26 protein-coding genes and 1 riboswitch are annotated in these 26,050 nt (G+C 70.9%); of the genes, 4 read left to right on the top strand and 22 right to left on the bottom strand.

The window, feature by feature from the left end; genetic code table 11:
- Nucleotides 1-108: 108 nt before the first annotated feature.
- Nucleotides 109-357: a DUF6296 family protein gene (locus tag OG230_RS01575; protein ID WP_328908309.1), complete on the bottom strand. Its 249-nt coding sequence runs from the start codon at nt 355-357 to the stop codon at nt 109-111.
- Nucleotides 358-536: 179 nt separating this feature from the next.
- On the opposite strand from OG230_RS01575, the gene OG230_RS01570 reads away from it, so the two are divergent.
- Nucleotides 537-1,409 carry a PepSY domain-containing protein gene (locus tag OG230_RS01570; protein ID WP_328908308.1) on the top strand — a complete coding sequence of 291 codons (873 nt, stop codon included), beginning with the start codon at nt 537-539 and terminating at the stop codon, nt 1,407-1,409.
- A gap of 99 nt (nt 1,410-1,508) precedes the next feature.
- Here the strand turns inward: OG230_RS01570 and OG230_RS01565 are convergent, their stop codons facing one another.
- The 4 genes from OG230_RS01565 to OG230_RS01550 all read right to left on the bottom strand — a co-directional run bounded on the left by OG230_RS01565 (nt 1,509) and on the right by OG230_RS01550 (nt 5,822).
- Nucleotides 1,509-2,009 carry a GNAT family N-acetyltransferase gene (locus OG230_RS01565; RefSeq protein WP_328908307.1) on the bottom strand — a complete coding sequence of 167 codons (501 nt, stop codon included), beginning with the start codon at nt 2,007-2,009 and terminating at the stop codon, nt 1,509-1,511.
- Nucleotides 2,010-2,114: 105 nt separating this feature from the next.
- Nucleotides 2,115-2,936, bottom strand: a complete 822-nt coding sequence (locus tag OG230_RS01560) for a transglycosylase SLT domain-containing protein (protein ID WP_328908306.1) — start codon at nt 2,934-2,936, stop codon at nt 2,115-2,117.
- 2 nt (nt 2,937-2,938) lie between these two features.
- A riboswitch (cyclic di-AMP (ydaO/yuaA leader) is annotated at nt 2,939-3,094 on the bottom strand.
- 352 nt (nt 3,095-3,446) lie between these two features.
- On the bottom strand, nt 3,447-4,307 hold the full coding sequence (locus OG230_RS01555; RefSeq protein ID WP_328908305.1) for a carbon-nitrogen hydrolase family protein: 861 nt from the start codon (nt 4,305-4,307) through the stop codon (nt 3,447-3,449).
- 6 nt (nt 4,308-4,313) lie between these two features.
- The gene (locus OG230_RS01550; RefSeq protein ID WP_328908304.1) at nt 4,314-5,822 is read right to left on the bottom strand and encodes an APC family permease; all 1,509 of its coding nucleotides are present in this window, start codon (nt 5,820-5,822) and stop codon (nt 4,314-4,316) included.
- 138 nt (nt 5,823-5,960) lie between these two features.
- Between OG230_RS01550 and OG230_RS01545 the strand changes: the two genes are divergently transcribed.
- Nucleotides 5,961-6,560: a TetR/AcrR family transcriptional regulator gene (locus tag OG230_RS01545; protein ID WP_328908303.1), complete on the top strand. Its 600-nt coding sequence runs from the start codon at nt 5,961-5,963 to the stop codon at nt 6,558-6,560.
- 41 nt (nt 6,561-6,601) lie between these two features.
- Here the strand turns inward: OG230_RS01545 and OG230_RS01540 are convergent, their stop codons facing one another.
- The 7 genes from OG230_RS01540 to OG230_RS01510 all read right to left on the bottom strand — a co-directional run bounded on the left by OG230_RS01540 (nt 6,602) and on the right by OG230_RS01510 (nt 15,183).
- On the bottom strand, nt 6,602-6,808 hold the full coding sequence (locus tag OG230_RS01540) for a DUF5988 family protein (RefSeq protein WP_328908302.1): 207 nt from the start codon (nt 6,806-6,808) through the stop codon (nt 6,602-6,604).
- Between the two features lie 99 nt (nt 6,809-6,907).
- The gene (locus OG230_RS01535; RefSeq protein ID WP_328908301.1) at nt 6,908-8,164 is read right to left on the bottom strand and encodes an ATP-binding protein; all 1,257 of its coding nucleotides are present in this window, start codon (nt 8,162-8,164) and stop codon (nt 6,908-6,910) included.
- 200 nt (nt 8,165-8,364) lie between these two features.
- Nucleotides 8,365-9,744: a cryptochrome/photolyase family protein gene (locus tag OG230_RS01530; RefSeq protein ID WP_328908300.1), complete on the bottom strand. Its 1,380-nt coding sequence runs from the start codon at nt 9,742-9,744 to the stop codon at nt 8,365-8,367.
- Nucleotides 9,745-9,818: 74 nt separating this feature from the next.
- Complete coding sequence (locus tag OG230_RS01525; RefSeq protein WP_328908299.1) at nt 9,819-11,348, bottom strand: SDR family oxidoreductase; 1,530 nt, start codon at nt 11,346-11,348, stop codon at nt 9,819-9,821.
- Between the two features lie 166 nt (nt 11,349-11,514).
- A complete protein-coding gene (locus OG230_RS01520; RefSeq protein WP_328908298.1) occupies nt 11,515-12,840 on the bottom strand; it encodes an MFS transporter in 1,326 nt (441 codons plus the stop codon).
- A gap of 192 nt (nt 12,841-13,032) precedes the next feature.
- Nucleotides 13,033-14,688 carry a PucR family transcriptional regulator gene (locus tag OG230_RS01515; RefSeq protein ID WP_328908297.1) on the bottom strand — a complete coding sequence of 552 codons (1,656 nt, stop codon included), beginning with the start codon at nt 14,686-14,688 and terminating at the stop codon, nt 13,033-13,035.
- A gap of 57 nt (nt 14,689-14,745) precedes the next feature.
- Nucleotides 14,746-15,183, bottom strand: a complete 438-nt coding sequence (locus tag OG230_RS01510) for an Lrp/AsnC family transcriptional regulator (protein ID WP_328911647.1) — start codon at nt 15,181-15,183, stop codon at nt 14,746-14,748.
- A gap of 109 nt (nt 15,184-15,292) precedes the next feature.
- Between OG230_RS01510 and OG230_RS01505 the strand changes: the two genes are divergently transcribed.
- Entirely contained in the window at nt 15,293-16,216 is a 924-nt protein-coding gene (locus OG230_RS01505) for an SMP-30/gluconolactonase/LRE family protein (RefSeq protein ID WP_328911646.1), read from the top strand.
- Nucleotides 16,217-16,261: 45 nt separating this feature from the next.
- Here OG230_RS01505 and OG230_RS01500 read toward each other — a convergent pair whose 3' ends face one another.
- The 6 genes from OG230_RS01500 to OG230_RS01475 all read right to left on the bottom strand — a co-directional run bounded on the left by OG230_RS01500 (nt 16,262) and on the right by OG230_RS01475 (nt 20,577).
- A complete protein-coding gene (locus OG230_RS01500; RefSeq protein ID WP_328908296.1) occupies nt 16,262-16,864 on the bottom strand; it encodes a gamma carbonic anhydrase family protein in 603 nt (200 codons plus the stop codon).
- A gap of 82 nt (nt 16,865-16,946) precedes the next feature.
- Entirely contained in the window at nt 16,947-17,378 is a 432-nt protein-coding gene (locus OG230_RS01495) for a VOC family protein (RefSeq protein WP_328908295.1), read from the bottom strand.
- 319 nt (nt 17,379-17,697) lie between these two features.
- On the bottom strand, nt 17,698-18,432 hold the full coding sequence (locus OG230_RS01490) for a hypothetical protein (protein ID WP_328908294.1): 735 nt from the start codon (nt 18,430-18,432) through the stop codon (nt 17,698-17,700).
- Nucleotides 18,429-19,106 (bottom strand): hypothetical protein, encoded by a 678-nt coding sequence (locus tag OG230_RS01485; protein WP_328908293.1) that lies wholly within the window; start codon nt 19,104-19,106, stop codon nt 18,429-18,431. The genes OG230_RS01490 and OG230_RS01485 overlap by 4 nt, the downstream gene beginning before the upstream one ends.
- Nucleotides 19,107-19,343: 237 nt before the next feature.
- Nucleotides 19,344-19,943, bottom strand: coding sequence for a hypothetical protein (locus tag OG230_RS01480; RefSeq protein ID WP_328908292.1), 600 nt, complete (start codon nt 19,941-19,943; stop codon nt 19,344-19,346).
- A 115-nt stretch (nt 19,944-20,058) separates the two neighbouring features.
- Complete coding sequence (locus OG230_RS01475; RefSeq protein ID WP_328908291.1) at nt 20,059-20,577, bottom strand: AAA family ATPase; 519 nt, start codon at nt 20,575-20,577, stop codon at nt 20,059-20,061.
- 129 nt (nt 20,578-20,706) lie between these two features.
- Between OG230_RS01475 and OG230_RS01470 the strand changes: the two genes are divergently transcribed.
- Nucleotides 20,707-21,951 carry an MFS transporter gene (locus OG230_RS01470; protein WP_328908290.1) on the top strand — a complete coding sequence of 415 codons (1,245 nt, stop codon included), beginning with the start codon at nt 20,707-20,709 and terminating at the stop codon, nt 21,949-21,951.
- Nucleotides 21,952-22,014: 63 nt separating this feature from the next.
- On the opposite strand, the gene OG230_RS01465 is transcribed toward OG230_RS01470, so the two are convergent.
- Genes OG230_RS01465 through OG230_RS01450 form a run of 4 tightly spaced genes read right to left on the bottom strand, consistent with a single transcriptional unit; the run spans nt 22,015 to nt 26,047 of the window.
- The gene (locus tag OG230_RS01465) at nt 22,015-24,282 is read right to left on the bottom strand and encodes a M28 family peptidase (RefSeq protein WP_328908289.1); all 2,268 of its coding nucleotides are present in this window, start codon (nt 24,280-24,282) and stop codon (nt 22,015-22,017) included.
- Nucleotides 24,283-24,307: 25 nt separating this feature from the next.
- Nucleotides 24,308-25,123, bottom strand: coding sequence for an alpha/beta fold hydrolase (locus OG230_RS01460; protein WP_328908288.1), 816 nt, complete (start codon nt 25,121-25,123; stop codon nt 24,308-24,310).
- Nucleotides 25,120-25,845 carry a thioesterase II family protein gene (locus tag OG230_RS01455; protein ID WP_328908287.1) on the bottom strand — a complete coding sequence of 242 codons (726 nt, stop codon included), beginning with the start codon at nt 25,843-25,845 and terminating at the stop codon, nt 25,120-25,122. The genes OG230_RS01460 and OG230_RS01455 overlap by 4 nt, the downstream gene beginning before the upstream one ends.
- A gap of 10 nt (nt 25,846-25,855) precedes the next feature.
- Nucleotides 25,856-26,047: an MbtH family protein gene (locus tag OG230_RS01450; protein WP_328908286.1), complete on the bottom strand. Its 192-nt coding sequence runs from the start codon at nt 26,045-26,047 to the stop codon at nt 25,856-25,858.
- Between the last annotated feature and the right edge of the window lie 3 nt (nt 26,048-26,050).

The following is a 26,050-nucleotide window of genomic DNA, read 5'->3' as shown; positions in this document are numbered from 1 at the left end:
CATGGAGCGGGCATGAACGGACTTCCGGTTGTGTCTGGGTGTGCCGTGGCAGCACACAGCACACAGCGCACCGCGACGCGCAGGGCGCCGCGGTGTGTGCCGGTCCGCTCAGCGGGTGCGGGGTGATCCCTCGCTCAAGGGCCGCGCGAGCAGGGGGATGCCCGGTGCCTGGTGGCCGCCGCTGGCCAGCATGCGTATTTCGCCGCGTTCACTGATCTCCGCGCGGACGATTCCGGTCTCGTCCTCGTACACGGGGTATCCGCCCGCCCCGGACCGGTCGCTCATCCGGACGACCACCACGTCGTCCGCCGCGCCGTACGTCTGGAAGATCAGCTCGTAACTCTCGGGGTAATCCATGGGGGCCTCCCGACCGGGTACCGGCAGGGGCCGGTGGTCCGTGTGTCCCATTGTTTCGCACCCTCGCCCACGGCGCGCCCGGGCGGGCGGGCCGCCAACGGGAGGAGACGCACGTTCGATCGGGTGACCCGTCCGGTAGGACAACATGACCGGCCGGTCAGGGGGCTAGTGATGCGTGTATGAGCCTTGAATTCCGACGAAAAGCCACCGCGTCCGCGCGTGCCCGCAGCCTTCGTGTCGCCGGCGGCGCCCTGTGCGCCGTCGTCGCTTCCGCGCTGCTCGCGGGCTGCGGGCAGGAGAGCCGTGACCAGACCGGGGCGGCCACATCGGAGGCCGCGAAGGTCGTCCCGAAGCAGACGGCCTCCCCGTACGGGAGCCCTTCCGGCAGCCCGTCCGGCAAGACGAAGCCGACCGAGGACCAGGCCGCACGCAAGAAGCTGCTCAGCGCCACCAAGGTCACCTTCGACAAGGCCGCGACGACCGCGGTCGGGGCCGTTCCGGGCAGCAAGCTGGCCGAGCTCGATCTGGAGGGCCTGGACGACGACACCGACCGGAGCACCGACGCGAGTGCGAGTGCCTCGCCGAGCGGCAGTGCGAGCCCCGGCGGCACGGCCAGCCCGAGTGGCACGGCCAGTCCGAGTGGCAGTCCGAGCGGCAGTGCCTCGCCGAGTGGCAGCCCCAGCCCGAGCGGGAGCGGCTCAGGTCCGCAGTGGGTGGCCGAGGTCGCCGAGGAGGACGGAACCGCGCACACCGTCCGGATCGACGCGGTCACCGGCAAGGTGATCGAGACGGCCGCGGACACCGATCAGGACGCGGCCGACAAGAGCGAATTGGCCGACTGGATCGCCAAGGCGAAGCAGACGCCCGAGCAGGCGGCCAAGGTGGCCACGGACAAGCAGAAGGGCACGGTCACCTCGATCGGCCTCGACACCGGCGACAACGACACCCTCGTCTGGGCGGTCGACGTGGTCGACGCGGACTGGAACAAGACCGAGTTCGAAGTGAACGCGGCCGACGGCAAGATCCTCCAGGAGGAGAAGGACAGCGACTGACGCCGGGCGGCGCAGTCCTTCCCAGGCGGTGGCGGGCCGGACACCCCGGTTCGTCGCCCGCCCGGGGAACGGTGGAGCCGGTGGGCCCCGGCGTCCGTGTCAGGCGAGCCGTGCCTCCGCGTCCAGCGAGCGTGCGTAGGCGATCCCCGGCCGGCCGCCGAGTACGGTTTCGCCGGTGCGGACGAACCCCGTGCGGGCCAGTACGGCCTGGGAACCGGGGTTGTCGTGCGTGGTCGCGGCCCGCAGTGCGGTGAGACCGTACGCCGTGGCGGCCAGCACGCATATCCGGCGGACGGCGCTCGTGGCCAGCCCCTGGCCGGCGGCCTTCTCGGCGATCCGGTACCCGAGGTCGGCGGCGCCGTCCGCCACGTCGACCAGGTTCACCCGGCCCAGCACCTCGCCACCGTCGCCGACCAGCACGTGGAAGTAGATCAGTCCCTCGGCCTGTTCGGCCAGGAGGCTGCTGTGCCGTGCGTCGAACCGTGCGAAGTACTCGTCGCCGCGGTCCGGGACCGAAGCGGCGAAGTAGGCGCGGTTCTCCTGCTCGAAGGCGAGCAGAGCCGCAGCGTGGTCCTGGCGAAGAAGCTGGAGTTCGGGCATGGCGCGAGTCTTCCACGGCGGCCCCGGACGCGGAACTGCCGGGCGGTGAGGGCCTGTCGGACCCTCGCCACCCGGCAGTCGTGAACCGCGGCCGGTGCCGGTGGATCAGTAGGCGCCGAAGACGTTGTCGATGGAGCCGTACTTGTCGGCGGCGTAGTTGCACGCGGCGGTGATGTTCGCGACCGGGTCGAAGCTGTCCGTGGACGTACCGGGCACGTGGTACGCCTGGAAGGTCGGGTCGATGACCTGGAGCAGGCCCTTCGACGGGGTGCCCGCGGCGGCGTTGGAGTCCCAGTTGTTGACGATCTGAGGGTTGCCCGAGGACTCGCGCATGATGTTGCGGTGGATGCCCTCGTAGGTGCCGGGGATGCCGTGCTCTGCCATGACGGCGAGCGACTCCTTGATCCAGCCGTCGAGGTCGTTCGTGTACGTCGTGGCCTTCGCGGCGGCGGGGGCGGCGGTCTTCGCGGCCAGCGTGGTCGAACGCTCGGAGCGGTCGGCGCGGTCGCTGCTCGCGGCGGCACGGTCGGAGGACGAACCGGAGGCCCTGGCCGTGGCCTTGGCGCCCACGGTCAGCTCCAGGCCCGGGTGAATCAGACCCGGATTGCCGCCGATGGCCTTTCGGTTGTCCTTGTAGAGCTTCTTCCAGCCGCCACTCAGGGAATGCGCATCGGCGATCTTGTGCAGGGAATCACCCTTGACGACGGAATAGCTGGTGATCCCGGCCTTCTGGGCGGTAATTGCCTTGGCGGGAGCGGCTGCCGGAGCCACTGCCTTTTCGGCGGAGACCGACTGCGCGGGCGCCGCGGACGCGGTGGTCGCACCGATCACCGGCAGGGCGAGGACGGCTCCACCTGCGGTCACGGCGACGAGTCCGCGGGTCAGGGGGCTGGACTTGGCACGACGGTGCTTACCCATCGAGGGCATGGCGAATTCCTCTCCGTCGCCTGCGAGGTGAGCTGTCGGGTTCAGGCTGGAGATGCCTGGCCGCATGTGCATGCGACTTAACCCCAAGCCGTTCCGCATAACGGATCGGCAACTTACCTGGGTCCCCCGCTCCTGCCGGGCGTGAGTAGGTCCGGTTTTCCGGACGGCGGCAGGATTCGGCGTTCCATCCGGATTGACGGTGACCGTAGGCGAGAAATGCCGAAGGGGACAAGTCCCGAATTCCTGATCACAATTCATTTACAAGATCGATGAGCGGGATCGCCGATGAATTCACCCGAACCGCGAAGCCAACTCTCTTCCCGCAGAAGGGATGCGGGTGGGGCGCCGACGCTTCGGAAATCCCGGACGTGACGCTGGCCACTGCGTCCGAAAAGGGTGATTTGCTCCGTGGGGAGTCTTCGCGATTCGGGCGAAAAGTGCTCTACGGGCCATCAGGGTTGAATGCTTTGAAAAGTCCGTATTGGTGTATTTTTTCGTGCTGTGTGTGGCTCAGTGGTGCGGGGTCGGCCGGAACGTTCCCCCGTACATCGGCAGGTGGATCCGCTCGCCGTAGCGGGCGAGCTGTGCCCACGGGCGGTTGAGTCCCGCGGAGCCGTACGCGCGGACCCGGGCGACGGTGTCGAGGTCGAGGACGTCGACCAGGACCTCCTCGCCCGTCCCCGCTTGCTGGCGCACGGTCCCCTCGGGGTCGACGATGGCGCTGGCGCCGACACCGGCAGGGTCGGCCGCGTTGAGATTGACGACGTAGAGCTGATTGGTCCAGGCGTTGGCACGTGCGCAGACCAGTTCCATGTCCCGGTCGCGCGTGGTGGTGAGCGTGGGCTGGAGGATGACCTCGGTGCCGAGCCAGGCGAGCTGCCTGGCGGTCTCCGGGAACGAGCCGTCGTAACAGACGGCGAGGCCGGCACGTCCGATCCCGGGCAGGTCGAAGACGACGAACTCACTGCCGGGGCTGGCCTGTTCGTACGGCTGCCACGGGAAGATCTTGCGGTACCGGGCCACGATCTCGCCTGCCGGGGAGACCGCGAGGGCGGTGTTGTACGTGTTCCCGTCGTCGGCCCGCTCGTAGAGGCTGCCGGGTATCAGCCACAGACCGGTCTCCCGGGCCAGGGCGCAGACGCGGTCGGTGAGCGGGCCCGGGATCGCCACGGCGGCCTCCCGCATCCAGTCGGCGCGGGCCTGGAGCAGCGGCGCCTCGGCGGCGAGCATCAGCTCGGGCACGACAACGAGCTGCACATGGGGAAAGGTGTCGCGCACCGCGCGTACCCGGTCGGCAAAGCGCTCCCAGGTGGCGCGCAGATCGTGCGGTACGGGGGTGGTCTGGACGGCGGCGATGGCGAGTGTGCGCATGGGTGTTCAGTTCTCCGTGGCGGGCAGGGTGACGACGGACGTACGGCCGTGGTGGAAGAAGCGGGCGTGGCGGGAGCGGATGAGGAGCATGACGACCGCCCCGAGCGCGAGGGAGCCGACGCCGAGCAGGAAGACTCCGCCGACACCGCCAAGGGACGTGTAGCCGTAGGCGGGGTCGAGCATGTCGTAGGCACTGCGCAGGAAGGCCGCCAGCATCATCAGGCCGCCCGTGGCCGGCATGACGCCCTTGACGAGCAGGTCGCGCGGGGAGCGGCGCAGGTGTCCGCGGAAGTGCCAGGCGCAGGCGAGTCCGGTGACGCCGTAGTAGAAGGCGATCAGCAGGCCGACCGAGAGCACGGCGTCGCCGAGGAAGTCCGCGGAGACCAGCGTGAGGAGAGTCAGCACGACGGCCGCCGCGGCGCCGAAGAACACCGTGCCGAATGCGGGGGTCCGGAAGCGGGGATGTATGCGGCCGAAGGCGGCGGGGAGGGCGCCGTGCGCACTCATGGACAGCGTGGCGCGCGGAGTGGAGACCGTGCACGTCAGCAGGGCGCCGACGGCCGAGACCCCGATGGCGAGCTGTACCAGTGAGGCCAGGCCGTCGCCGAGTACCGCGGGCGCGAGACCGGTGAGGACATCGGCGGCCGTCTCCTCGTTCCCCAGTCCGAGCCCCGAGCTCCCGGTGCCGGCGAAGGAGACCGCGGCGAAGGCGGTGAACAGGTAGGTGACGAGCAGGATCAGAGTGGATGTCACGGCCGCCCTGCCCGGGGTGCGCGCGCTGTCGACCGTCTCCTCGTTGAAGGTGATGAGCGCGTCCCAGCCCCAGTAGATGAAGAGGCACAGCAGGACCGCCTCCGAGAAGGACGCGAAGCTGTCGAAGCCGAAGGGGTCGAGCCAGCTCAGGGACGGGGAGGCCGCACCGTCGCGGGCGAGCGCCGTGACGCCGAACGCGAGCAGGGCGACGAGCTGGAGCCCGAGCATCGCGTACTGGACGTGGGCGGCGAGCTGGATCCCTCGGTAGGCGACGGCGACCGCCAGCGCGAGCAGCAGCACCGCGACGGCGGTGACGGCCGGGGTGCTGCCGGCCGCCGCGTCCAGGCCCAGGAAGCCGAGCAGGGCGGACGCGCCGACCTGGGCGAGCGCGGTCATGGCGATGACGGTGGCGCACAGGACCGTCCAGCCGCCCGCGAGCCAGCCGAAGGCGGGGCCGAAGACGCGGGTGTTCCATACGAAGGTGGTTCCGCAGTCGGGCATCTCCCGGTTCAGCTCCCGGAAGGCGAACGCGGTGAGCAGGATCGGGACGAAGCCGAGGAGCAGGGCGGCGGGGGCGAGATCGCCGACCACCAGGGTCACCAGGCCCAGAGTGATGGCGATGCTGTACGCCGGGGCCACGGAGGCCAGTCCGAGCGCGACCGTGGCGAGCAGGCCGACGGAGTCGCCCCGCAGTCCCTTCTCGGTCAGTGGTGGGGCGTGGGGCGGGGGCTCCGGTGCGGCCCCGACGGCGTCTGTGGTCATGACTGCCTTCCAGGAGGAGGTGGCACGAGGCGACCTCGATTCGTTAAACGGTGATTTAACGAAACGCCGATGGCGCGGTCAAGCCCTGGAGAGGTATCTTTTCGTTCTGCTTCAGTGAATGAGAGAGCGAGGGGCGCGGTGGCACGGCGCAAGGACCAGGAGGCGCGGCGGGCGCAGCTGAGCGAGGCCGCCGGACGGGCACTGCTGAGCCGGGGCCTCGAAGGGCTGCGGCTGCGGGACGTGGCCGAGGAGGCGGGTGTCACGCCCGCGGCGGTCCTCTACTACTACGAAGACCTCGACGCGCTGATGTACGAGACCTTCCAGCAGGCCATCGAGCGGTTCTGCCGGGACCGCGACGCGGCTGCCGAGCAGCACACGGACGCGCGGGACCGGCTGCGTACCTGCATCGCGTCCGGCGTGGCAGCCGGCCCGCAGGACCAGCTGCCACGACTTCTCTTCGAGTACTGGCCCCGCACCCTGCGGGACCCGAAGGCCGCTGCCCTCGACAGCGTTCTGACGGAGCGCCAGATCGGGGTCTACCAGGGAATCCTGGTGCTCGGCGAGTCCCAGGGCCACTTCACGCTGTCGGACACGACGCGCATGACCGCCTCGAACTTCGTGGCGATGGAGGACGGCTACCAGATGGACGTGCTTGCCGGCCGGCGGTCGCGGCCGGAGGTGATCAGCGCGCTGCACTCCTATGCGCGGGCAGCCACCGGCTGCGCACTGGAGCGCTAGGGCCTGTCGGGAGTGTCCGCAACGTATCGGTCGGGCTGCGGTCAGCCGGGTACCTCCGTGCGCTCCCACCACGTGTACACGGGCAACTGACCCTTGTCCGTCTCCTCGTGACGGTCCGTCGCTTTGAAGTGCTCGTACCCGCCGCGGAACGGGATCTTGATGTCGAGCCCGGGTTCGTCGACGGGGACGATCCGCTCCGGAAGATCGTCGGGGCCGCCTTCGAGGACTGCTTTCGTTACGTTGGCCATGGGGAAAGTCTGCCCGGCGAGCTGCCCCGCTCCGTCATGACGCGCCGACGGGCCGGGTCCGTACGGGGGCACGATGGCGCCGAGCAGCCCCATGTCCTCTCAGGTCCGGGCGTGCGTGGTGATGTCGGCGGCGAACTCGGCGACGACGGCCGGGGTGACGGTCGGCCGGCACTGGCCGAGGGCGGCGAGGTAGTCCCCGGTATCCGCGCCGGCCTCGGCGAAGTCGCGTTCGAAGGCGGCCTGGGCCGCCGTCCGGGCCGCGTGTTCGATGTCGGCCGGGGTGAACAGCTCGCTCGCCGCGACCAGCGCGTCCACGTCGACGTCGTCCCGCCGGGCCGAATACCGCGACCAGATCGCCGCACGGGCCGCGGCGTCCGGGGTGCCGATCGGGACGAGGTAGTCGAACCGGCCCGGCCGCAGGAAGGCCGGGTCGAGGGACCGGATGGAGTTGGTGGCGCACACCAGAAGCCGCTCGTCCCGCTCCCGGAAGCCGGGGATGAGCTTGAGGAGTTCATTGGTGACGCCATGCATGCCGGGCTCCGGACGCTCCCCGCGTACGGGTGCTATCTCCTCGACCTCGTCGATGAAGACCAGCACCCGTTCCAGCTCGGCGATCCGGGCGAACGCCGTGCGCAGTGCGGCGGCGAGATTGCCCTCGTCGGCCAGGCGGGACGGCAGAAGCTCGACGAAGGGCCAGCCGAGGCGCGAGGCGATGGCCCGGGCGAAGGTGGTCTTGCCGGTGCCCGGCGGGCCGAACAGGGTGATGGCTCGGGGCGGTACGACGCCGTGCCGGGCCGCCCGCTCGGGTTCGGCCAGCGGCATGACGACACGGCGCTCGATGAGACTCTTCTCCGCCTCCATGCCGGCCACCTTGTCCCACAGGTCACCGGACAGCACCCGCCCGCCCAGCTCCGTCAGGAGGTCGGCCGGGGTGCCCGTGGCCGGTTCTGCCTTCTCGAAGTAGGCGACTGCGGGCCGCCGCGTGTACCCCGCCTTCCGCAGCCCCTCACCCAGCATTTCCTCCTCCGCCAGCACATAGGCGATGCGGCGCACCCGCGCCTCGATCAGCCGGCGTTCGAGCTCCACCAGCAGTGCGCTGGCCAGGCCCCGGCCGCGCCAGGCCGGCTCGATGGCGATCCGCATCACCCAGGCCCGGCCGCCGGACACATGGGCCAGCGCCGCGCCGATGGGCCGGCCGCGGTGGACGGCGACCACCGCGGGCTGACGGGAGGTCAGGGCGCTGATGCACTCGGCGAGCGGGAAGACGGACTCCTGGCCGAGGTCCGCCGTCGTGTCGATGAGATGGACGACCGCCGCCAGATCGTCCTCGCGGTAGTCATGGATGAGCCAGTTCACGTGCCGCTCCTCGCCTCGGGGTGGTTCCCGAGACGCTAGATCCTCGGCGGCGGGCCGTCGTGCTCCACCGAGGACAACACCACGGCCCCAGTCGTACGAAAGGGATGCGGTACGGGCGGCGGGATCGCGGGTACGGGCAGCCCTCCCGGCGGCTTCCGGGCCGCTTCCCCGGTGGCTCATGAGCAGCTCTTCCGGGTGCCTCACGACAGACCGCGTGCCTCCTTGAACCGCGCAAGCCCCTCGGCGAGCTCCACGACGGGCTCCGGATAGTCGTACCGGGCGCGGTCCAGCCCCGTCAGCTTCCACGGCTCGTGCACGGCACCGCCCTCGATCCCGCTCAGCTCGGGCACCCAGCGGCGTACGTACGCGCCCTCGGGGTCGTACCGCTTGCCCTGGAGTACGGGGTTGAGCACGCGATTGGGCCGGCTGTCCGTGCCCGTGCCGGCCACCCACTGCCAGTTGAGCTGGTTGTTGGCGACATCGCCGTCCACCAGCAGGTCCAGGAAGTGCCGCGCACCGATCCGCCAGTCGACGTACAGGGTCTTGGCGAGGAAGCTCGCGGTGAGCAGACGTCCGCGGTTGTGCATCCATCCCTCGTGACGCAGCTGCCGCATGGCGGCGTCCACGACCGGGTAGCCGGTCAGGCCCTCCTTCCACGCCTCGATCTCGTCGGCCGCTGACCGCTCGGTGCGCCACCGGTCCTGCCGAGCCCGGTAGTCGGCGTGCGCGGCGGCCGGACGGGCGGCGAGGACCTGATGGTGGAAGTCCCGCCAGCACACCTGTCGTACGAAGGCGTCGGCGCCCGCACCGCCCGCCGCGCGGGCCCGGTGGATCACTTCGACGGGGGAGAGGGTGCCGAAGTGCAAATGGGGGGAGAACCGTGAGGTGGCGTCGCCCGCGAGATCGTCGTGAAGGTCCTCGTACTCCGTGATTCCGTGCCTCAGCCACGCGGTGAACCGCTTGCGTGCCTCGGTCTCGCCGCCCGGGGCCAGCCCTTCGGCGACACCCGGAACGGCCGTACGGGAGGGGACGGCCTCCGATCCGGGGCCGTCCGGGACGCGTACGGCACGCGGTGCCGGGAACGCCTCCCGGACCGGTTCTCCGGACCACCGCCGGAAGTACGGTGTGAACACCGCGAAGTGGTCGGAACCCGAGCCCGTCGGGGTCACCGCGCCCGGGGCGACGGCGGTGACCACGCCGTCGTGGACGTGCAGCCGGCGACCCTGCGCCTCCAGCGCGGTGCGGAGCCGCTCCTCGCGCAGGTGCGCGTACGCCGTCACTCCCGCGGCCGTGTACACGTCGTGGGCCGACACCTCGGCGGCGACACGGCAGACTTCCTCGGCCGGCCGGCCCGAGCGGATCACCAGGCGTCCTCCCCGGTCACGGAGGCCGGCGTCGAGGTCGCGCAGACAGTCCGCGAGGAAGGCCCGACGGTTGGGCACACCGAAACCCGAGTCCGCGATGTCCTCGTCCAGGACGAACAGCGGAACCACCTCGTCCGCCGCGCCGATGGCCGTGTGCAGGGGCGGATTGTCGTGCAGCCGCAGATTGGACGTGAACAGGACGACTGCGACGGTCATGGTGGCACCTCTGGTGGGACTCGAAGCGGAACAGTGACACCCTTCTGTTCCACCGGGCCTCCCGGATGCGCGGTTCAGCGAAGTGCCGCGGATTTCACCTGTGTGGGTGGCGTGGCAGTGGTGGCCGCGCGTGCGATGTTGCGCGCCATGCCGCCGAAGACGACCGCGTGGAACGGGGAGACGCTCCACCAGTAGGCGTGGCCCAGCAGCCCGCGCGGGTGGAAGACCGCCCGCTGCCGGTAGTGGGCCCGTCCGTTCGGGCCCTCCTCGCAGTACATCTCCAGCCAGGCCAGACCCGGCAGGCGCATCTCGGCGCGCAGCCGCAACAGGTGCCCGGGCTCGATCTCCTCGACCCGCCAGAAGTCCAGTGAGTCACCGACCCTGAGCCGCGCCGCGTCCCGCCTGCCGCGGCGCAGTCCCACGCCGCCGATCATCCGGTCGAGCCAGCCCCGCACGGCCCAGGCCAGCGGGAACGAGTACCAGCCGTTGTCGCCGCCGATGCCCTCGATGACGCGCCAGAGCGCCGCGGGCGTGGCATCGACGTCGCATTCCCGCTCATCGCTGTAGAGGCTGCCGCCCGCCCAGTCCGGGTCGGTGGGCAGCGGGTCACTGGGAATGCCCGGCGTCGACGCGGAGGACCACCGGGTGGTCACGTTGGCCTCGCGGACTCTCTGCAGGGCGAGGGCGAGCGCGGTGTCGAAGGAGAAGGGCTGCCCGGGCCCGTCGGGGACGTAGCGGGCGATGTCGTGCTCGTGGCACACCACCTCGTGGCGCAGCGACTCGGCGAGCGGGCGGGCGAGCGACCGGGGCACCGGGGTGACCAGCCCGATCCAGTGGCTGGAGAGCCCCGGACTCAGCATCGGCACCGGCAGGATCAGCCGGTGCGGCAACTCGGCCACCCGCGCGTACTGCTGCATCATGTCGCGGTACGTGATGACGTCGGGTCCGCCGATGTCGAAGGTGCGGTTCACCTCGTCCGGCATCCGGGCACTGCCCACGAGATAGCGCAGGACGTCGCGGACGGCGATCGGCTGGATCCTCGTCGACACCCAGCTGGGCGTGACCATCACCGGCAGCCGCTCGGTGAGGTAGCGCAGCATTTCGAAGGAGGCGGACCCCGAGCCGATGATGACGGCGGCGCGCAGCGCGGTGGTCGGCACACCGGAGTCGAGGAGGATGCGGCCGACCTCGGCCCGGGAGCGGAGATGCGGGGACAGCTCCGTCTCCGGGACGTCCGAGGGAGTGAGTCCGCCGAGATACACGATGCGCCGGATGCCCGCGGTCCGCGCTTCCCGGCCGAAGGTCCGCGCGGCCTCGCGGTCCTTCTCCTCGAAACCGGCGCCGGTGCCCAGCGCGTGCACCAGGTAGTAGGCGACGTCGATGTCCCGCATGCCGGCGCGCAGCGACTCCGCGTCGGTCACGTCGCCCTTGACGGTCTCCACCCTGTCCGCCCAGGGCTGGTCCCGCAGCTTCTCGGGGGTACGCGCCAGGCAGCGCACGCGGTGCCCGGCGTCAAGCAGCTCGGGCACGAGCCGGCCTCCGATGTATCCCGTCGCCCCTGTCACCAGACAGCGCAGCCCGGTCCCGGTGTCCTTGCTCTCCATGGCGTCTCCGCTTCCGCTGATGTCGTCTCCGTCCACTGTGTCCGTACAGCGGCGGTCCGGCTCCCCGGGGCGTACCCGGAACACTGCCCGTACCGCAGTCCCGGTACGGGCCGTGTCCGCGGGAGCCGCACGAGGAGGGGACGTCCCTGCGGGCGGCGGTCGGTGTTCAGACCGTGTCGAGGTCGCGTTCCCTGGTCTCGGGGAGGGCGAGGACACAGACCAGCGAGAGCAGGGCCATGGCACTCATGAACCAGCCGCCCACCGACGGGCTGTACGCCTCGGCCAGCGCCGTGACGATCAGTGGCGCCGCGGCGCCGCCGAGCACACCACCGAGGTTGTACGAGAACCCGGCACCCGAATAGCGCATACGGGTGCCGAACAGCTCGGGCATGTAGGCGCCCGCCGGTCCGTAGATGATGCCCATGCAGAGCAGGGCGCCGCTCAGCGCGATCGCGACCAGGACGTAGTTGCCGGTGTCCAGGAGCGGGAAGAGCACCGCACCCCAGACCACACCGAAGGCGGCGCCCGCGATGATCAGCTTGCGGCGGCCGACCCGGTCCGACCAGCGGGCGACGAAGAACGTGGACAGGCCGAGCACGGTGACGGCGACCAGGGTGAGGGCGAGCATGTCGTTCTTCGGGATGCCCAGGGTGCCGGTCGTGTACGTCATGCAGTACGTCGCGGCCGTGTAGAACATCACGTACACCACGGTGATCATGCCCGCGCCGAGCAGCATCTCCTTCGGGTGGTGGCGGAAGGCATCCAGCAGCGGGGCCTTGGTCGTCTCCCGGTGCTCCACCACCTTCGAGAAGGCCGGAGTCTCGGAGATCTTCAGCCGGATGACCAGGCCGACCGCGACGAGGACGAAGGAGAGCAGGAAGGGGATGCGCCAGCCCCAGCTCGCGAACGAGGCGTCGTCGAGGAGGGTCGACATCAGCAGGAACGTCACCGTGGCGAAGAAGTAGCCGACGGGGGAGCCCATTTGGGGAGCCGCCGCGTACAGGCCGCGCTTCTTCTTCGGTGCGTGTTCGACGGCGAGGAGTGCCGCGCCGCCCCACTCGCCGCCCAGCCCGAGTCCCTGGACCACCCGGAGCAGCACCAGCAGGACCGGAGCCCAGACACCGAGCGTGGCGTATCCGGGGAGGAGGCCGATCAGACCGGTGGAGAGCCCCATCATCAGCAGTGAGACGACGAGCACGGCCTTGCGCCCCACGCGGTCTCCGAAGTGGCCGAAGACCGCCGCGCCGAGGGGGCGTGCGGCGAACCCGACGGCGAAGGTGGAGAGGGTGGCCAGGGTGCCCGCGGTCTTCGAGAGCTCGGGGAAGAACGCCTCGTTGAGTACGAGAGCGGCTGCCGTGCCGTAGATGTAGTAGTCGTAGAACTCGATGGCCGTGCCGATGAAGCTCGCGGTGGCGATGCGCCGCATGCCGGCAGGGGATTCGGCGGATTCCACGGGTGCGGTCCGTGGGGGCGTGCCGACGGATTCGGTCATGGGTCTGCTCCGGTTTCGGGGAGGTGGAGGCTCGCCGTCGCAGAACGCGAACGGGATGTGAACCTAACCACCGCCGCCCGTCCGTTGGTTGTCCGGCCGGACAGGGATGGACGCCCTCGGCTGTACGACTGGACAGTCGCCCCTGCCGGAATCAGGCCACACCGGTCACCGGGCTCGGCCGGCCGCTCCCGGTCACCCGCCGGGGAACGGGCTGGTGCCCGGCGGTGCCAGGGACAGCCTCAACTGGAGTACGGCGGCGAGCCGGTGCTCCGGATCGTCCAGGTCGAGGCCGGTCAGGGTGACCGCCTTGCGTATCCGGTAGCGCAGGGTGTTGGGATGCACGTTCAGTTCCTTCGCCGCCGCCGCCACGTCACCGAAGGCGTCCAGGTACTGGAGGAGTGAGCGGCACAACTCGGTCCCGGTGCGGGCGTCGTGGCCGGCCAGTTCCTCCAGGGCGGGATGGCGGATGCCGGGGCTGCGGGCCAGCAGGTCTACCACGTCGCGCACCATGAGGGAGGCGGTCAGGTCGCCGTGGGTGGCGACCTGCCGGTCCGGGGTGCGGGCGAGCACCCGCAGACCGTGGTGACCGCGCAGCTTCACGTCCGGGATGTCGTCGAGCCGCGCGGCGGTTCCTGCGACCACGGCCTGGACCGGGGTGCGCAGATGGCGGCGCAGCGCCCCCACCAGATCCTCGGCCCAGCGCGTGAGCGCCCCGTCGTCCCCCCGCGGGCAGGCGGACGACTCGGGCAGCATGGCGTAGATCTGCCCGCACGCCTCCGCGACGAGGGCGCTGCGCCGGTAGGACGCGGCGTGTACGGAGACGATCTCGGCCGCTTCGGCCCGCCGGGCGTCCCGCCAGGTGGCATCACTGCTTCCGGGCTCCCGCAGATCGAACGCGACGACGGCAGCCGTGGCGGTGGGCGCGATCCCCAGGTGCGCGGCGAGTGCGGCCGAGTTGAACCGGCCGGTCAGCAGACCGTGCGCGAGGCCCGCACGGGACGGGAGACGGGCGGCCGAGTCGCCGTGGAACCAGTGGTCGACCAACTGCGAGGCGGCGAGCCGGGCGGCGCCGCGCAGCGCCTCGTCCGACCGGTCGGCGAGCGGCCGGGACCCCTCCTGCACCCAGATCGTGCCGAGCGGCCGGCTGCCGGCGTTGATGCCGATGGCGAGCCGGCGGCGTCCCCCCAGTTCGGGCCGCGCCTCGACCTGGACGACGTCCTGGCCGTCGCGTACCCGCCGGAAGACCCCCGACTGCCGGAGCATCGCGAGGTACGGCTCGGGGCAGGTGCGCCCCAGGATGGAACGGCGGCGCAGCTCGTCGGCCTCGTCACCGGAGTCCGAGTACGCCATGACGCGGTGCGCCCCGTCCTCGATGCTGACCACACCGTGCGTCAGGGTGGCCACGGTCTGGGCCAGCGAGAAGAGGTCGCCTCGGCGGTCGGGCGCGGGGCCGCGCGCCGCGCCCTCCACCAGGCCGCGGACGTCCGCCGCCACCCGGTCCCAGCGAACGCCGTCCGGAATGCCCAGTGCGGCGATGCCGGCCTCGTCGGCGGCCCGGCGTACCGGCTCCGGCAACCGCCCGTCCGCGCCGGCCCTGACAGCCACGGCAACGGCCCCGGCCCCGCTCGCCGCCCGCACGGCGTCCACCGCGTCGGCGCCGCGCGCACCGACGGCCAGCACGAGAGCGCCGGGCAGCTGTGCCAGATCTTCCCCCGGCTCGGCGATGACCACCTCGACGATGTCGGCGTGGCCGCGGTCGGCCCACGTCGCGTCGATACCCATGTCCTGGACGAGCCGCCGCAGTTGAGTGCTGACGGCGCTGCCCATGTTCTCTTCGGCCTGTTCCACGGCCGCAGGGTATGCGCAGCGGCTGTGCGGGGCCCGTGCACCCCTCACCCCGGGGCGTCAGCCGGCGGAGACCGGCCGTTCGAAGAAGGTCTCCAACGCGACGGTCGCCTGTGTCCCGCTCACGCCCTCGATGGCGTACAGCCGGCGCAGGACCTGCTGCAACTGCTCGGTCGTGCCCGTGCGCACCTTCACCAGGACCGAGGCCGCGCCGGCGATGACGTGCGCCTCCTGGATCTCGGGGATGGCGGCGAAGGCCGCGGCCGAATCACCCATCCAGGCCGACGAGTCGACCATCACGAAAGCGAGGACGCCCTGCCCGAGTGCGGCCGGTTCGACCTCCACCGTCGTCCGGCGGATGACGCCGCGCTCCCGCAGTTTGCGTACGCGCTCGTGAGCCGCGCCCGCCGAGAGGCCGACCGCCGCGCCGAGCGCCGCGTACGCCTGCGTGGCGTCGCGCTGGAGCTCCGCGATCAGCGCGCGGTCGGTCTCGTCCACGATTCCGTTCACCATCCCCATGGCCACACCATATCTGGTTCTGGCATATTGAGGTTGTACTGAACGGCATTCGGTTCCAGCGGGTGAGGGGTGGACTGTGTCCGGCGAGATGGTCAACAATCTGTACGAGGTCCTGGACGAGCGTTTCCGTACCGGCAGGTGCACCAACGGGGACGTCCGGCTGGAGCGCCTCCACGCCGACTGCCGCTGGGCCGAGGGCCCGCTCTATCTGCCCGCCTGGCGGCAGTTGATCTGGAGCGACATCCCCAACGACCGTCTCCTGCGCTGGGACGAGGCGACGGGCGCGATCGGCGTCTTCCGCTCACCGGCCGGGCACATCAACGGCAACACGCTGGACCGCGAAGGCCGGTTGGTGAGCTGTGAGCAGGGGAACCGCCGCGTCACCCGCACCGAGCACGACGGCCGTGTGACCGTGCTCGCCGACCGCTTCGAGGGCAAGCGCCTCAACAGCCCGAACGACTCCGTCGTACGCTCCGACGGCTCGGTCTGGTTCACGGACCCCGACTTCGGGATCACCAGCGACTACGAGGGATATCGGGCCGAGAGCGAGCTCGGCAGCTGCGACGTCTACCGGATCGATCCGGTGACCGCCGAGGTCCGCCGGGTCGCGGACGGCTTCGGTGGGCCGAACGGCCTGGTCTTCTCCGCGGACGAACGGCAGTTGTACGTCGCCGACACGCGTGCGCGTCAGATCCGCGTCTTCGACGTGCCTGAGGGCGGCACGCTCTCCGACGGGAAGGTGTTCGCCGAGCGTACCGACGGCGGGTTCGACAACATCCGCATGGACGACGAGGGACGGCTGTGGGCTGCCGCGTTCGACGACGGCGTGCACTGTTACGACCCGGACGGCACCCTCATCGGCCGGCTGCACGTGCCCGAGCCGGTCTCCAACATCGCCTTCGGCGGGCCGAAGAACAACCGGCTCTTCATCACGGCGACCACCTCGTTGTACTCGCTCGTGATGGCCGTGACGGGCCTGCCCCGGGTCGCCGGCGGGCCCGCACGAGGATGATGTGAACGCGTCCTCGGAGCGGAGAGCCGGGCGGGTCGCCGGGGTTCAGATCTCCTGGTCGTCGCGGTGACGGCCGAGGGCCCGCCCGAAGCGCTCGGAGACGGCCGGCATCAGGCTCTCGCCGTCGGCCGGGCGGTCCAGCCCGAACACGTAGCCGGGGAAGTCCAGTTCCTTCTGCACCGCCCAGATCGTGGCGTGGTCGTCGGGCGGGAGGATGCGTGCGGGGTCGCCGACGGCGACCCAGCCGATCGGCACCGTCGAGTCGGCGGGCAGCACGGTGCGCAGGTGCACGATGCCGTTGATCCGCACCTCGGAGCGGGTCCCGATACGGGCTCCGTTGAAGACGCGGCTGCCGGTGGCGAGGAAGACCTCGTCCTCGACCCGGCAGCCCGTCAGACAGGAGGTGGGACCCACCAGGACCTGCCGTCCCAGGATCAGCGGATCGCGCCGGGTGCCGCGCAGGACGGCGTTCTCCATCACGATGCTGCCGTCGCCCACCTCCACCGGCCCGCCCTCGGAGGTGAGTACGGCCCCGAACAGCACCCGGCATCCCGCCCCGACGCGCACGTCCCCGCACAGGGTCGCGGTCGGGGCGACATAGGCGGTGGGATGGACCGTCGGCGAGCAGCCTTCATGGGTGATCAGCATGCCGGGATCATGCCGCGCCGCGGGGCGCGGCGCCGCATGATTCCACCGGGCGGACACGGCCGGGCTCGCCGCGCCCGCTCCCTCAGCGTTCCGACAGCTCCGACGGGGCTTCCTGGACCACCCAGCCGTTGCCGTCCGGGTCCTCGAAGGACATGAACGAGTTCCAGGTCTCGCCCTTGCCGTCCTCCCAGCCGGTGGCGCCGACGTGGCGGACGGGGGAGACGTCGACACCTCGGTCCACCAGTTCCGCACGGGCCGCCTCGATGTCGGTGACACAGACCTGGAGGCCCTGCAGCGTGCCCGGCGCCATCTCCTTCATCCCGGGGGCCGCGGGCATCCCGTGGAGCATCGCGATGGAACAGCGCGAGCCGGGCGGGGTCAGCTGGATGATGCGCATGCCCGGGGCGACCTCGTCGTCGAGGTCCACCTTGAAGCCGACCTGGTCCGCGTAGAACGCCTTCGAGCGGTCCATGTCGGTGACGGGGACCGGGATGACCTCGAGAGTCCAGTTCATGGAGAGTCTCCTCAGAAATGCCAGAGCGCCTGGCAGAACGGATCGCCCCGCCAGAAGTGGCTACCGCGCGGAGCACGACCGCCGACACGGGGGCGGGTCCACCGTCTCCCACGAGAGAGTCGTCCCGCACGTCGAAACACCAATCCACCCCGGCATTTCTCGTACCGTTCGGCGGAGGCAGCGCGTCATGGTCGGGCGTGCCGGGTTCCGCGAGGCAGACGCCCAAGCCCTGCCCGGGCGAGCCCGGGCCGGCCGGCCCCGCAGCGTCCGTGTGAACGGCTGACGCTCCGCGCGGGGACGGACCGCGCCGGGATCTCTTTCAGTTCGTCCCCTCCAGGCGGTGGAGACGCGCCCGGAGTTCGGCGGTGGCGGCGCCGCCGCCCGAAGAGCCGGGCAGTCCGGGGAGCAGCGTCAGGGCCGCCGCGAGGAGCTCCTTGGACGCCTTCGGGTCGTCACGGACGGCCTGGACGACGGCCTCGGCCGTCATCGGAGCGAGCCGGTACCGCCAGGCCGGATGGGCGTGCGTCGGGGCGTAGTGGTCCGTCAGGGTCTCCACCGGAGTCAGTGCTCCTCCCGCACGCCGGAGGAGCGGCGCGAGACCCAGGTCACCGATCAGACCGCAGATGTCGTCCGGGGCGGCCTCGTTACGGTGGTGGTCGTCCCGTACCTGGTAGATCACCGCGTAGACGAGCACACGCTCGCGCTCCGTGGACGGGCCTGGAAGCGGCACGTCCTGCCAGAAGTCCTCGACCGCGCGTGGCGTGATCTCGGGGCGGCGGCGGGCATCGGCGGGGGAGGCGGCGACGGCGAGCCGGATCGCCCCGAGGGCGACGGCATCCTCCGAGAGCCGACGAACGTACCGGAGCCCCTGGGCGGCGTCCGGTTCCGCATCCCGGGCGGCGCGCCGTACCTGCTCGGCCGTCGGCCCGTCCGTCCATGCGAACGTCCACGCGCACGTGGAGTCGGCGTACTCGGCTTCGATCCGCTCGTCGATCGCGGCGGCCAGCCGACGGAGCCGTGCCGCGCGCTCGGGATCCGCGGGCCCGCCGCTCATGTGTCGCGCCCCGCGCCCTGCGGATAGCCGATGGAGGCGATGTGGTCCCCGAGCGCGTCCAGGGTCACCTCGGAGTTCAGGGCGAAAACCACCTCGGGCGTGAGGGGCCGCAGGGCGAACACGTGCCGTACCGCCGCCTGGTCGACGGGGATGTCGTAGTACCCCTCCGCCCAGTTCGTGTAGTTCTCGGGAGTGCCGTCGGTGAGGAACGCGAACAGCCACTCGGCACCGTCCGGAACGGTGGAGGTGGTGTCGAAGTCGACGTCTCCCGTCAGCCACCGGCTGTCGGCCGCCTCGCGCCACAGACAGGCGGTCACATGGGGGATGTCGTCGAGCCCGAACGCGGGGTGCCGGGTGAGCGCCCGGAACGGCTCCGGGACATCGTCGAAGATCCCGGGCCATGGCTGCTCGTCCCCCACGTACGGGCTCAGAGGCGATGTGTGGTCGAACCCGCGGATGTACGCACCGGCCGACGAGAAGACGACGGAGTACTCGTCGCCCCCTCCGTTGTCCATCCACGCCAGTTCCTGCGTTGCGGTCCAGCGCGCGTCGAAGCCGTGGCGGCGGTACGGGCTGTCCGGCCGGAGTATCGCCTCCACCATCGCCATCGCACGGCAGAGGTCGCGCAGCGCGGGGATGTCCGGCAGCTGTCGGGCCACGTGGTGAACAGTCATGGAGACATCTCACCAGACCCCACTGACAGCGCGGAGTTCAGGCGGTGTCCGCGACGCGGCCGGCTCCTGGTCGTCGTCCCGGTGGCCGCCAGAAGCACGCGTCGCAGTGTCCGGCCCAGCTCACAGGGGCCGCCTCGGTGGATGCGGCGAGCCGCGGGGAGGTTCCTCGCGTTCGTGCCGGGCAGACGTCCGTACCCCGCATCGGGTTCCCCGGGCGAGGAGGTCTGCCGAGTCAGGTCAGGCGACGTACGCGGATACGGTCAGCGTTTCGGCGAGCACTCTCCAGAGCACCCAGGCGCCCACCCGGCTCGCGATGTTGCACAGCCGCTTCTCGGTGCACCGGGTCGGCTTGTTCTGCCAGGCGCTCACGACGAGATAGTGGAAGCCCAGGCTCTGCGTGAACGTGAAGCGGATGTGCAGGCCGTCGCCGAGATCGTGCCCGGGAAGAGTGGCGATCTGTACGTACTCGTAGGCGATCTTCTCCACCCGCACCGGATTCGCGCCCAGCAGGTCGCACTCGTCCTCCGCGCGGATGCGGGACGGGCAGTCGCCGCTCACCGGGAACAGCCAGAAGTGTCCGGTGAGCTGTTCGCGTACCTCGTGCGGGCTGGTGAAGGGGTGGAACCCCAGGGAGTAGCTGTACCGGTAGAGACCGTTCGACGTCCCCAGCTCCACGGAGGGTACGGCTGCGCGGTGTCCAGCGTACGCGGGGGGTGACAGCGCGGCGAGCAGGAGTGCCGTACCGAGTACGCAGACCAGAACGGCACGTCGCGCCGAGCGAGTGAAGCGCTGCGCGGCCTGCGGGGCTGCACCGTTAGGGAGGGCTGGGGTGGACATCAGCACCTCCCGTGACGTGACGAGTCACGTGAAAGCTATGCGCCGGGAAGGACTCCGGCATCTCGGCCCGGCTGTTCCAGCGACCCGGCCCGCAGCGCGGGCGCGTTCCGCCCGCCTACAGCGTCCTCGCCCACGCGTCGGCCTGCCGGGGCGAGTCGAAGCGGATGACGCGGAGCGGCGCGAAGCGGGGATCGCGGGTGCGCGAGCCGATCTCCGACCGCCGCGTGGCGTGCTGGGACCAGGCCCACCACACCGGGTGGTCCCGCCTGAACCACTCGGCCAGACGTTCCCTGTTGCCGCCGAAGATCCGCTCGCGCCGCAGGGTCCGGCGCAAGGACCTGCGCAGGATGCGGGGCATGACGACCGTTCTCGGGTAGTCGAGCCAGACCACCGTGTCGGCGTGCTCCCACAGCAGATCGCGGACCTCGGGGTAGCCGAAGGAGTCGAAGACCCACCCCGGCCCTGTCGCGATAGCGGCCACTTGGTCGTGCAGGTCCGGGTTGGTCTCCCAGTCCGGGCCGACGAAGTGCAGTGCGTCCATCTCGTGGAACGGCAGCCGGAGCCGATCGGCGAGGAGCCGCGCCATGGTGGTCTTGCCTGCCCCACTGATGCCGGCGACGAGGATGCGATGCACGCGGGAAGGCTACCCGCCGGGGCGATCGGGCCCCGTCGAGGCGGCCCGTTTGGTCCCGGCGTCCACCACCCGCTTTGATGCACGAGGTCGGTGTCAGGGTGTTCGGATCGGGCGAGGGGTGCGTGGGGCGTGGCGGACAGGCGGGTGCTGGGTCGGCAGTTCGGATGGTTGTGGGCGTCGTTCGCCGTCAGCTCGTACGGCACGGGACTCGGGTTCGGTGCGTTTCCCCTGATCGCGGTCCTCGTGCTGGACTCCGGGCCGGCCCAGGTGGCGGCGCTGGCCGCCGCGGGACGGGCGGTGGGGGCCGTGGTGGCGGTGCCGCTCGGCCCGTGGGTGGAGTTCCGCCGCAAACGGCCGGTCATGGTGGCGATGGACCTGACCCGGTTCGCGGCGCTGATGAGCGTCCCCGCCGCGTACGCGCTCGGCCGGCTCGGCTTCGCCCAGCTCCTCGTCGTGTCCGCCGTCGTGGCCACGGCCGACATCGCCTTCAAGGCGGCCGGCGGTGCGTATCTGAAGGGCCTCGTGCCGGCCGAGGACCTGCTCGTCGCGAACAGCCGTTTCGAGTCCACGACCTGGACCGCGACCATGGTCGGGCCACCGCTCGGCGGGGCCGCGATCGGGCTGTTCGGCCCGGTGACGACCTTGGTCGCCGACGCGGTCAGTTATCTGCTCTCGGCCCTGGGCCTCCGCGCCATCGGCGGGAGCGAGCCGCCTCCCGCGCGGACCCGTGGACCCCGGCTGTCGGCGGGCGAGGTGCTCGAAGGCTGGCGCCACATCCTCACCCACCCGGCGCTGCGCCCGCTGTTCCTGAACGCGATCGTGGTCAACGGCCTGATCATGGCCTCCGAGCCGCTGCTCGCCGTCCTTCTGCTGGACCACCTCGGGTACGCACCCTGGCAGTACGGCCTCGTGTTCGCGGCCCCGTGCATCGGTGGCCTCGTCGGCTCACGCCTCGCGCACCGGCTCGTGGCGCGGTTCGGCCGTCACCAGGTGATCCGCACCGCCGGGACCCTGCGTGCGTGCTGGTCACTCGGACTGGCGTTCGTCCAGCCCGGTGTCCCGGGGATCGTCCTCGTGATCGCCGTCCAGTTCGGCCTGATCGCTTCCTGCGCCGTGTTCAACCCGGTGCTGGCCACCTACCGGCTCGACCACACCGACCCCGGCCGGGTCGCCCGTACCCTGGCCGCCTGGTCGATCAGCAGCAGCCTCGCCATCGCGGCACTGACCGCCGTGTGGGGTCTGCTGGCAGCCGTCACCAGCCCCCGCATCGCGCTCGCGGCCGCCGGCATCCTCCTCCTGGCCACCCCGCTGCTGCTTCCGCGCAGCGAGAAGCAGCCCGAGGACAAGGGGAGCCGGCCCGCGAGCCTCGCATGACACGCCGCCGGGCCCGTACGGTCCCGGTCCCCGGGCCGGTCGGGCCGGGGACCGGGTGCCGTGTCACTCCCGGGGATCGGCGAAGGTGCGCTGGACCACGGTCCTGCCGTGGCCGACCGCCCAGTCCGGCAGCGCGGCCAGCACGTGGTCGACCGCGCTCGCGGTGTCCAGGAACACCTGGTCGACCGTGATCTCCACCGGCCCGGTGCGCTCGATCTTCGCGGTGTAGCCCTTGGACCGGCCCACGACGTCGACCACCGCCTCGGTGCCGTCGAAGGAGCGGTCGTCGACGGCCAGGCCCGGGCCCGTCACGGTGATCCGTACCAGGCTCGCCTCATTGGCACCGATCGTGACCGTGACCGGCTCGGTCGGGCCGTCCGTCGCGAAGTCGACGGCCGCGGCCGGGACGTCCACCTTCGGAGCCGCGAGCGAGTCCCCCCGTACCGCCATGCCCGTCTCGTCCGCGACCCGGTCCAGGATTCCCAGCTCCTGCGGGGTGTGGTAATCCCGTCCCTCCAGCACGATCCGGGCGTCCCCCCCGTCACGCTGCTCGTGGAACGCGGAGACGAGCTTCGGGCGTTCGGGACTGTACGGGGACGACAGACCGGCGATCACCAGTCCGCACACGGTGATCGCCGCCGTGGCGAACACGTACCGGCGCAGATGGCCGGCGTAGAACACGAAGGGCGCGAAGACCAGCGCCAGGGGGATCGCGACGAACGCGGCGACGACGCCCAGGACGGGGTCCATCGCGATCGCGGTCGGCAGGCGTCCCATCATCGGGACCGCCAGTCCCAGCAGGTTGTGGGCGAACTGCGCGATCAGCACGCACAGGACGAAGGCACCCACGACCAGCGGGAGCGCCCGCCACGCGCCGCGCAGCGCCATGGCGCAGCCGGTCGCCGCGAGCATGAGCGTGGCACCGGCCCACAGGATGTACGCGGGACCCATGCCGAGCCAGGCGGTCACTACACCCAGTACCGCGAGCGCGCAGGCGTTGGCCAGCAGCGCCGTGCGTGTCCCGTCGACCGGCGCCCCTCCCTCGGACCCGGCGGCGCGGCGCACACGACGGCGGTGCAGCAGGAGCTGCGGCAGGAGAGCGCCGAGGAGTGCGAGGGGGAGCAGCACGACGTAGACGAGCCACGGTCGCGCGTACCAGGCGTGCGAACCGGCAAGGAGCCACTCGGCGCCGCCCGCCAGCCCGCCCGCGAGCACCGCGATCACGACGCCCAGCAGGGCGGCGGCCGTGGAGGCGACGACCTGGCCGGCCTCGATCCGCCAGGTCCGGCGGGCCCACCACGTCAGCGCGGCGGACGCCAGCAGCAGGGCGAGCGTCCAGATCTTCATGACCAGGGGGTCGAGGGTCACCCACCAGCGCGACAGGATGTCGACGTAGTAGGGGGATGCCTTCTTGTCGCCGACGTCCGGTGCGCTCGTCACGTCCGTGGCGACCTGGGTCGTCAGATCGGTGAGGGCCTGCGCCACCCCGGGACCGATGCGTTCGACCCGGTCGAGGGGGGTGTGGTAGGCGTAACCGTCCTCGAACACCGCGTAGTCGAGGCCCGACCAGCCCTTGCCGCGCCACACCCGGCTGTCCGTGTCCGAGTTGATCAGCCCCGCGCCGAACAGCCACTGCCCGAGGATCGAACCGTAGGGGCGGGGCGTGTTGCCGGCGAGGTCGATGAGTGTTCCGTCGTTCTCTCCCGCGTGGAAGAGGATGGGCAGACCGGCCGAGCCGACGGCTTCGAGGTTCAGGAACCAGCGGACGTTCTTCGCCCACGGGTGGCGGGTGAACGCGTCCGCGCCGGTCAGTCCCACCTCCTCGCCGCCGTTGAACAGGTAGATGACCGTCCGGTGCCGGTCCTCGCCCGCGAGCTGCCGTGCGGCCTGGATCACCGCTCCGGCCGCTACGGCGTCGTCGGCCGCCCCGACCCCCTCGAAGGCCGAGTCGATGTGGACGTTGACCAGGAGTGCGTCGTCGCTGTCACCCGGCTGACGGGCTATCACGTTCTCGACGGTGTAGGCGACATCGCGGTCGTGGAAGCGGTACGTGCCGGAGGCGTCCTGCCGGGCGACCTCGACGCCCGGTATCTCGTCGAGATCACCCGCGACGAGGTCGAGGCCGTCCGACAGCGGCTTGTTCCCGACCGTACGGACGCCGAGGTCCTGCAGACTCCCGGCCGTGGCCAGTGCCTCGCGGCCGGCCTCCCGGTCGGGAGCGGGCCTGGTGGCCCACTGGGCCAGCACGAACGACGTCGCGACCAGGAGGCACACCACGGCCCAGGTGGTCGTGAAGCGGTGCGCGCGGAGGGTGGATATGAGTGAGGTCACGGGGTCGCCTTCCAACGGCTCATCGTCAGAAGTTCCGCCACCAGGAGCGCAGTTCGCGCTCGACCAGCTCGGGACGCTCCAGCGTGAGGGCGTGCGCGGCGTCCGGGACCCGGAGCAGCGTGGCCTGGGCGCACGCGCTCTCGATCTCGGCGGCGGTAGCCCGCATGCCGGTCGTGTCCTCGTCACCCACGAGGACCCGCACCGGGCACGTGAGGTCCGCCAGGCGGCCGGCCGCGGGCTCGGGCGAGTCGAAGTCCGGGGTGTCCTTCTGCTGCGTGTAGTTCAGGCGCAGCATCTCGGCCACCGACGTGCGCAACGCGTCGCGTCCGGCGTCCTGTTCACGGGCCGGGCCGTCGACGAACAGCCGGACCTCGTGCGCGATGATCTCCTCGACCTCCCAGGCGTCCTCGGCGGCGCCGACCGCGTCGATCAACGGCCGCTCGTTGTCGGCGACCGGCGCGTCGTACCCGGAGACGTCGGGTGCCAGCAGGAAGAGCCCACGCACCCTTTCGGGATGGGCCAGAGCGAAGTCGATCGCGATACGCGCACCACGTGACTCCGCCACCAGGAACGCCGATTCCATTTCATAGGCGTCCAGCACCGAGGACAGGTCGGCATGGTCCGAGAACGTGCCGTCGAGCGTCGTCGTCGACCGTCCGCAGCAACGGCAGTCATAGGCGACGGCGGGAATGTCGTCGCCCAGTGCGCTCATGAGTGGCAGCCACATGTCCGAATGTGCGAGCCCGGAGTGGACCATGACGGCGACGGGCTTCTTTTCGCCGCTGCGGGTCGTGAACAGCGATCCACCGGGGACATCGACAGTACGTGCGTTGATGGTCATTCTCCTAGCGAACGTGTATGGCAGGTGGAGACGAAGGCGGCAAGGTCCTCGGCGTGATCGAGGAGATACATGTGACCGCCCTCCCACAGTCGGGTCTCGCAGCCCGCGAGGGTCTGCTCCGACCACGCCGCGAGCCCCGTGAGGGGCACGTGCGCGTCGTCGGTACCACCCACGGCGAAGATCCCCGAGGAGAGCTTCGGCCCGTTCCGGTACGTGTAACCGAGCGCCATCGAGTAGTCGGCGCGGAGACCGGGCAGGAGCAGCTCCAAGAGGTCGGGCTGGGAGAAGAGCTCCTCGGGAGCCACGCCCATCCGCCGCAGATCGGCGAGGATCTGAGCGTCCGTCGGCTGTGGGCGGGGCGTCAGCGTCTGGGGCGCCGGCATCCCGGACGCGACCAGACAACCGACGGGGAGTGAGCGTTCCTGCAGTTCACGGGCGAGTTCGAACGCGACGAGCGAGCCGAGGCTGTGCCCGAACAGGCTGGTTGCGCCCGGTTCCTCGCCGAGCGCGTCGGCCAGGGCCGTGACCAGCTCGTGCAGGTCCTCCACCGGTTCGTCCAGCATCCGGTGTTCGCGCCCGGGGAGGTCGGGAACCCACAGGTCCACGTGGGGCGGAATCGTTTTGGCCCAGCTCTCGTACACCGATCCGCCGCCGCCCGCGTAGGGCAGACAGATGATGCGACTGGTTCCTTCGCCGGCCGTGAGCCGTCTGAGCAAGGACACAGGGCTTCCCTCAGCTCCGGACACTGAGGGGGCGCATGTCGGTCCACACCTCTTCGATGCGGTCGAGGCACTCCTCCTTGCTGCCGATCTTTCCCTCACGGGTCCATCCGGCGGGCAGTTCGCGGTCGTTCCGCCATATCGAATACTGCTCCTCGTCGTTCAGGACGACGGCGTACTGCGTCTCGGGAGCGTTCTCTGTCATTTT

It is taken from the genome of Streptomyces sp. NBC_00234 (genome assembly GCF_036195325.1).
In the GTDB taxonomy this organism is placed as follows: Bacteria; Actinomycetota; Actinomycetes; order Streptomycetales; family Streptomycetaceae; genus Streptomyces.
Note: the sequence above shows the minus strand (reverse complement) of the source record. Positions and strands in the feature narration are given on the sequence as shown.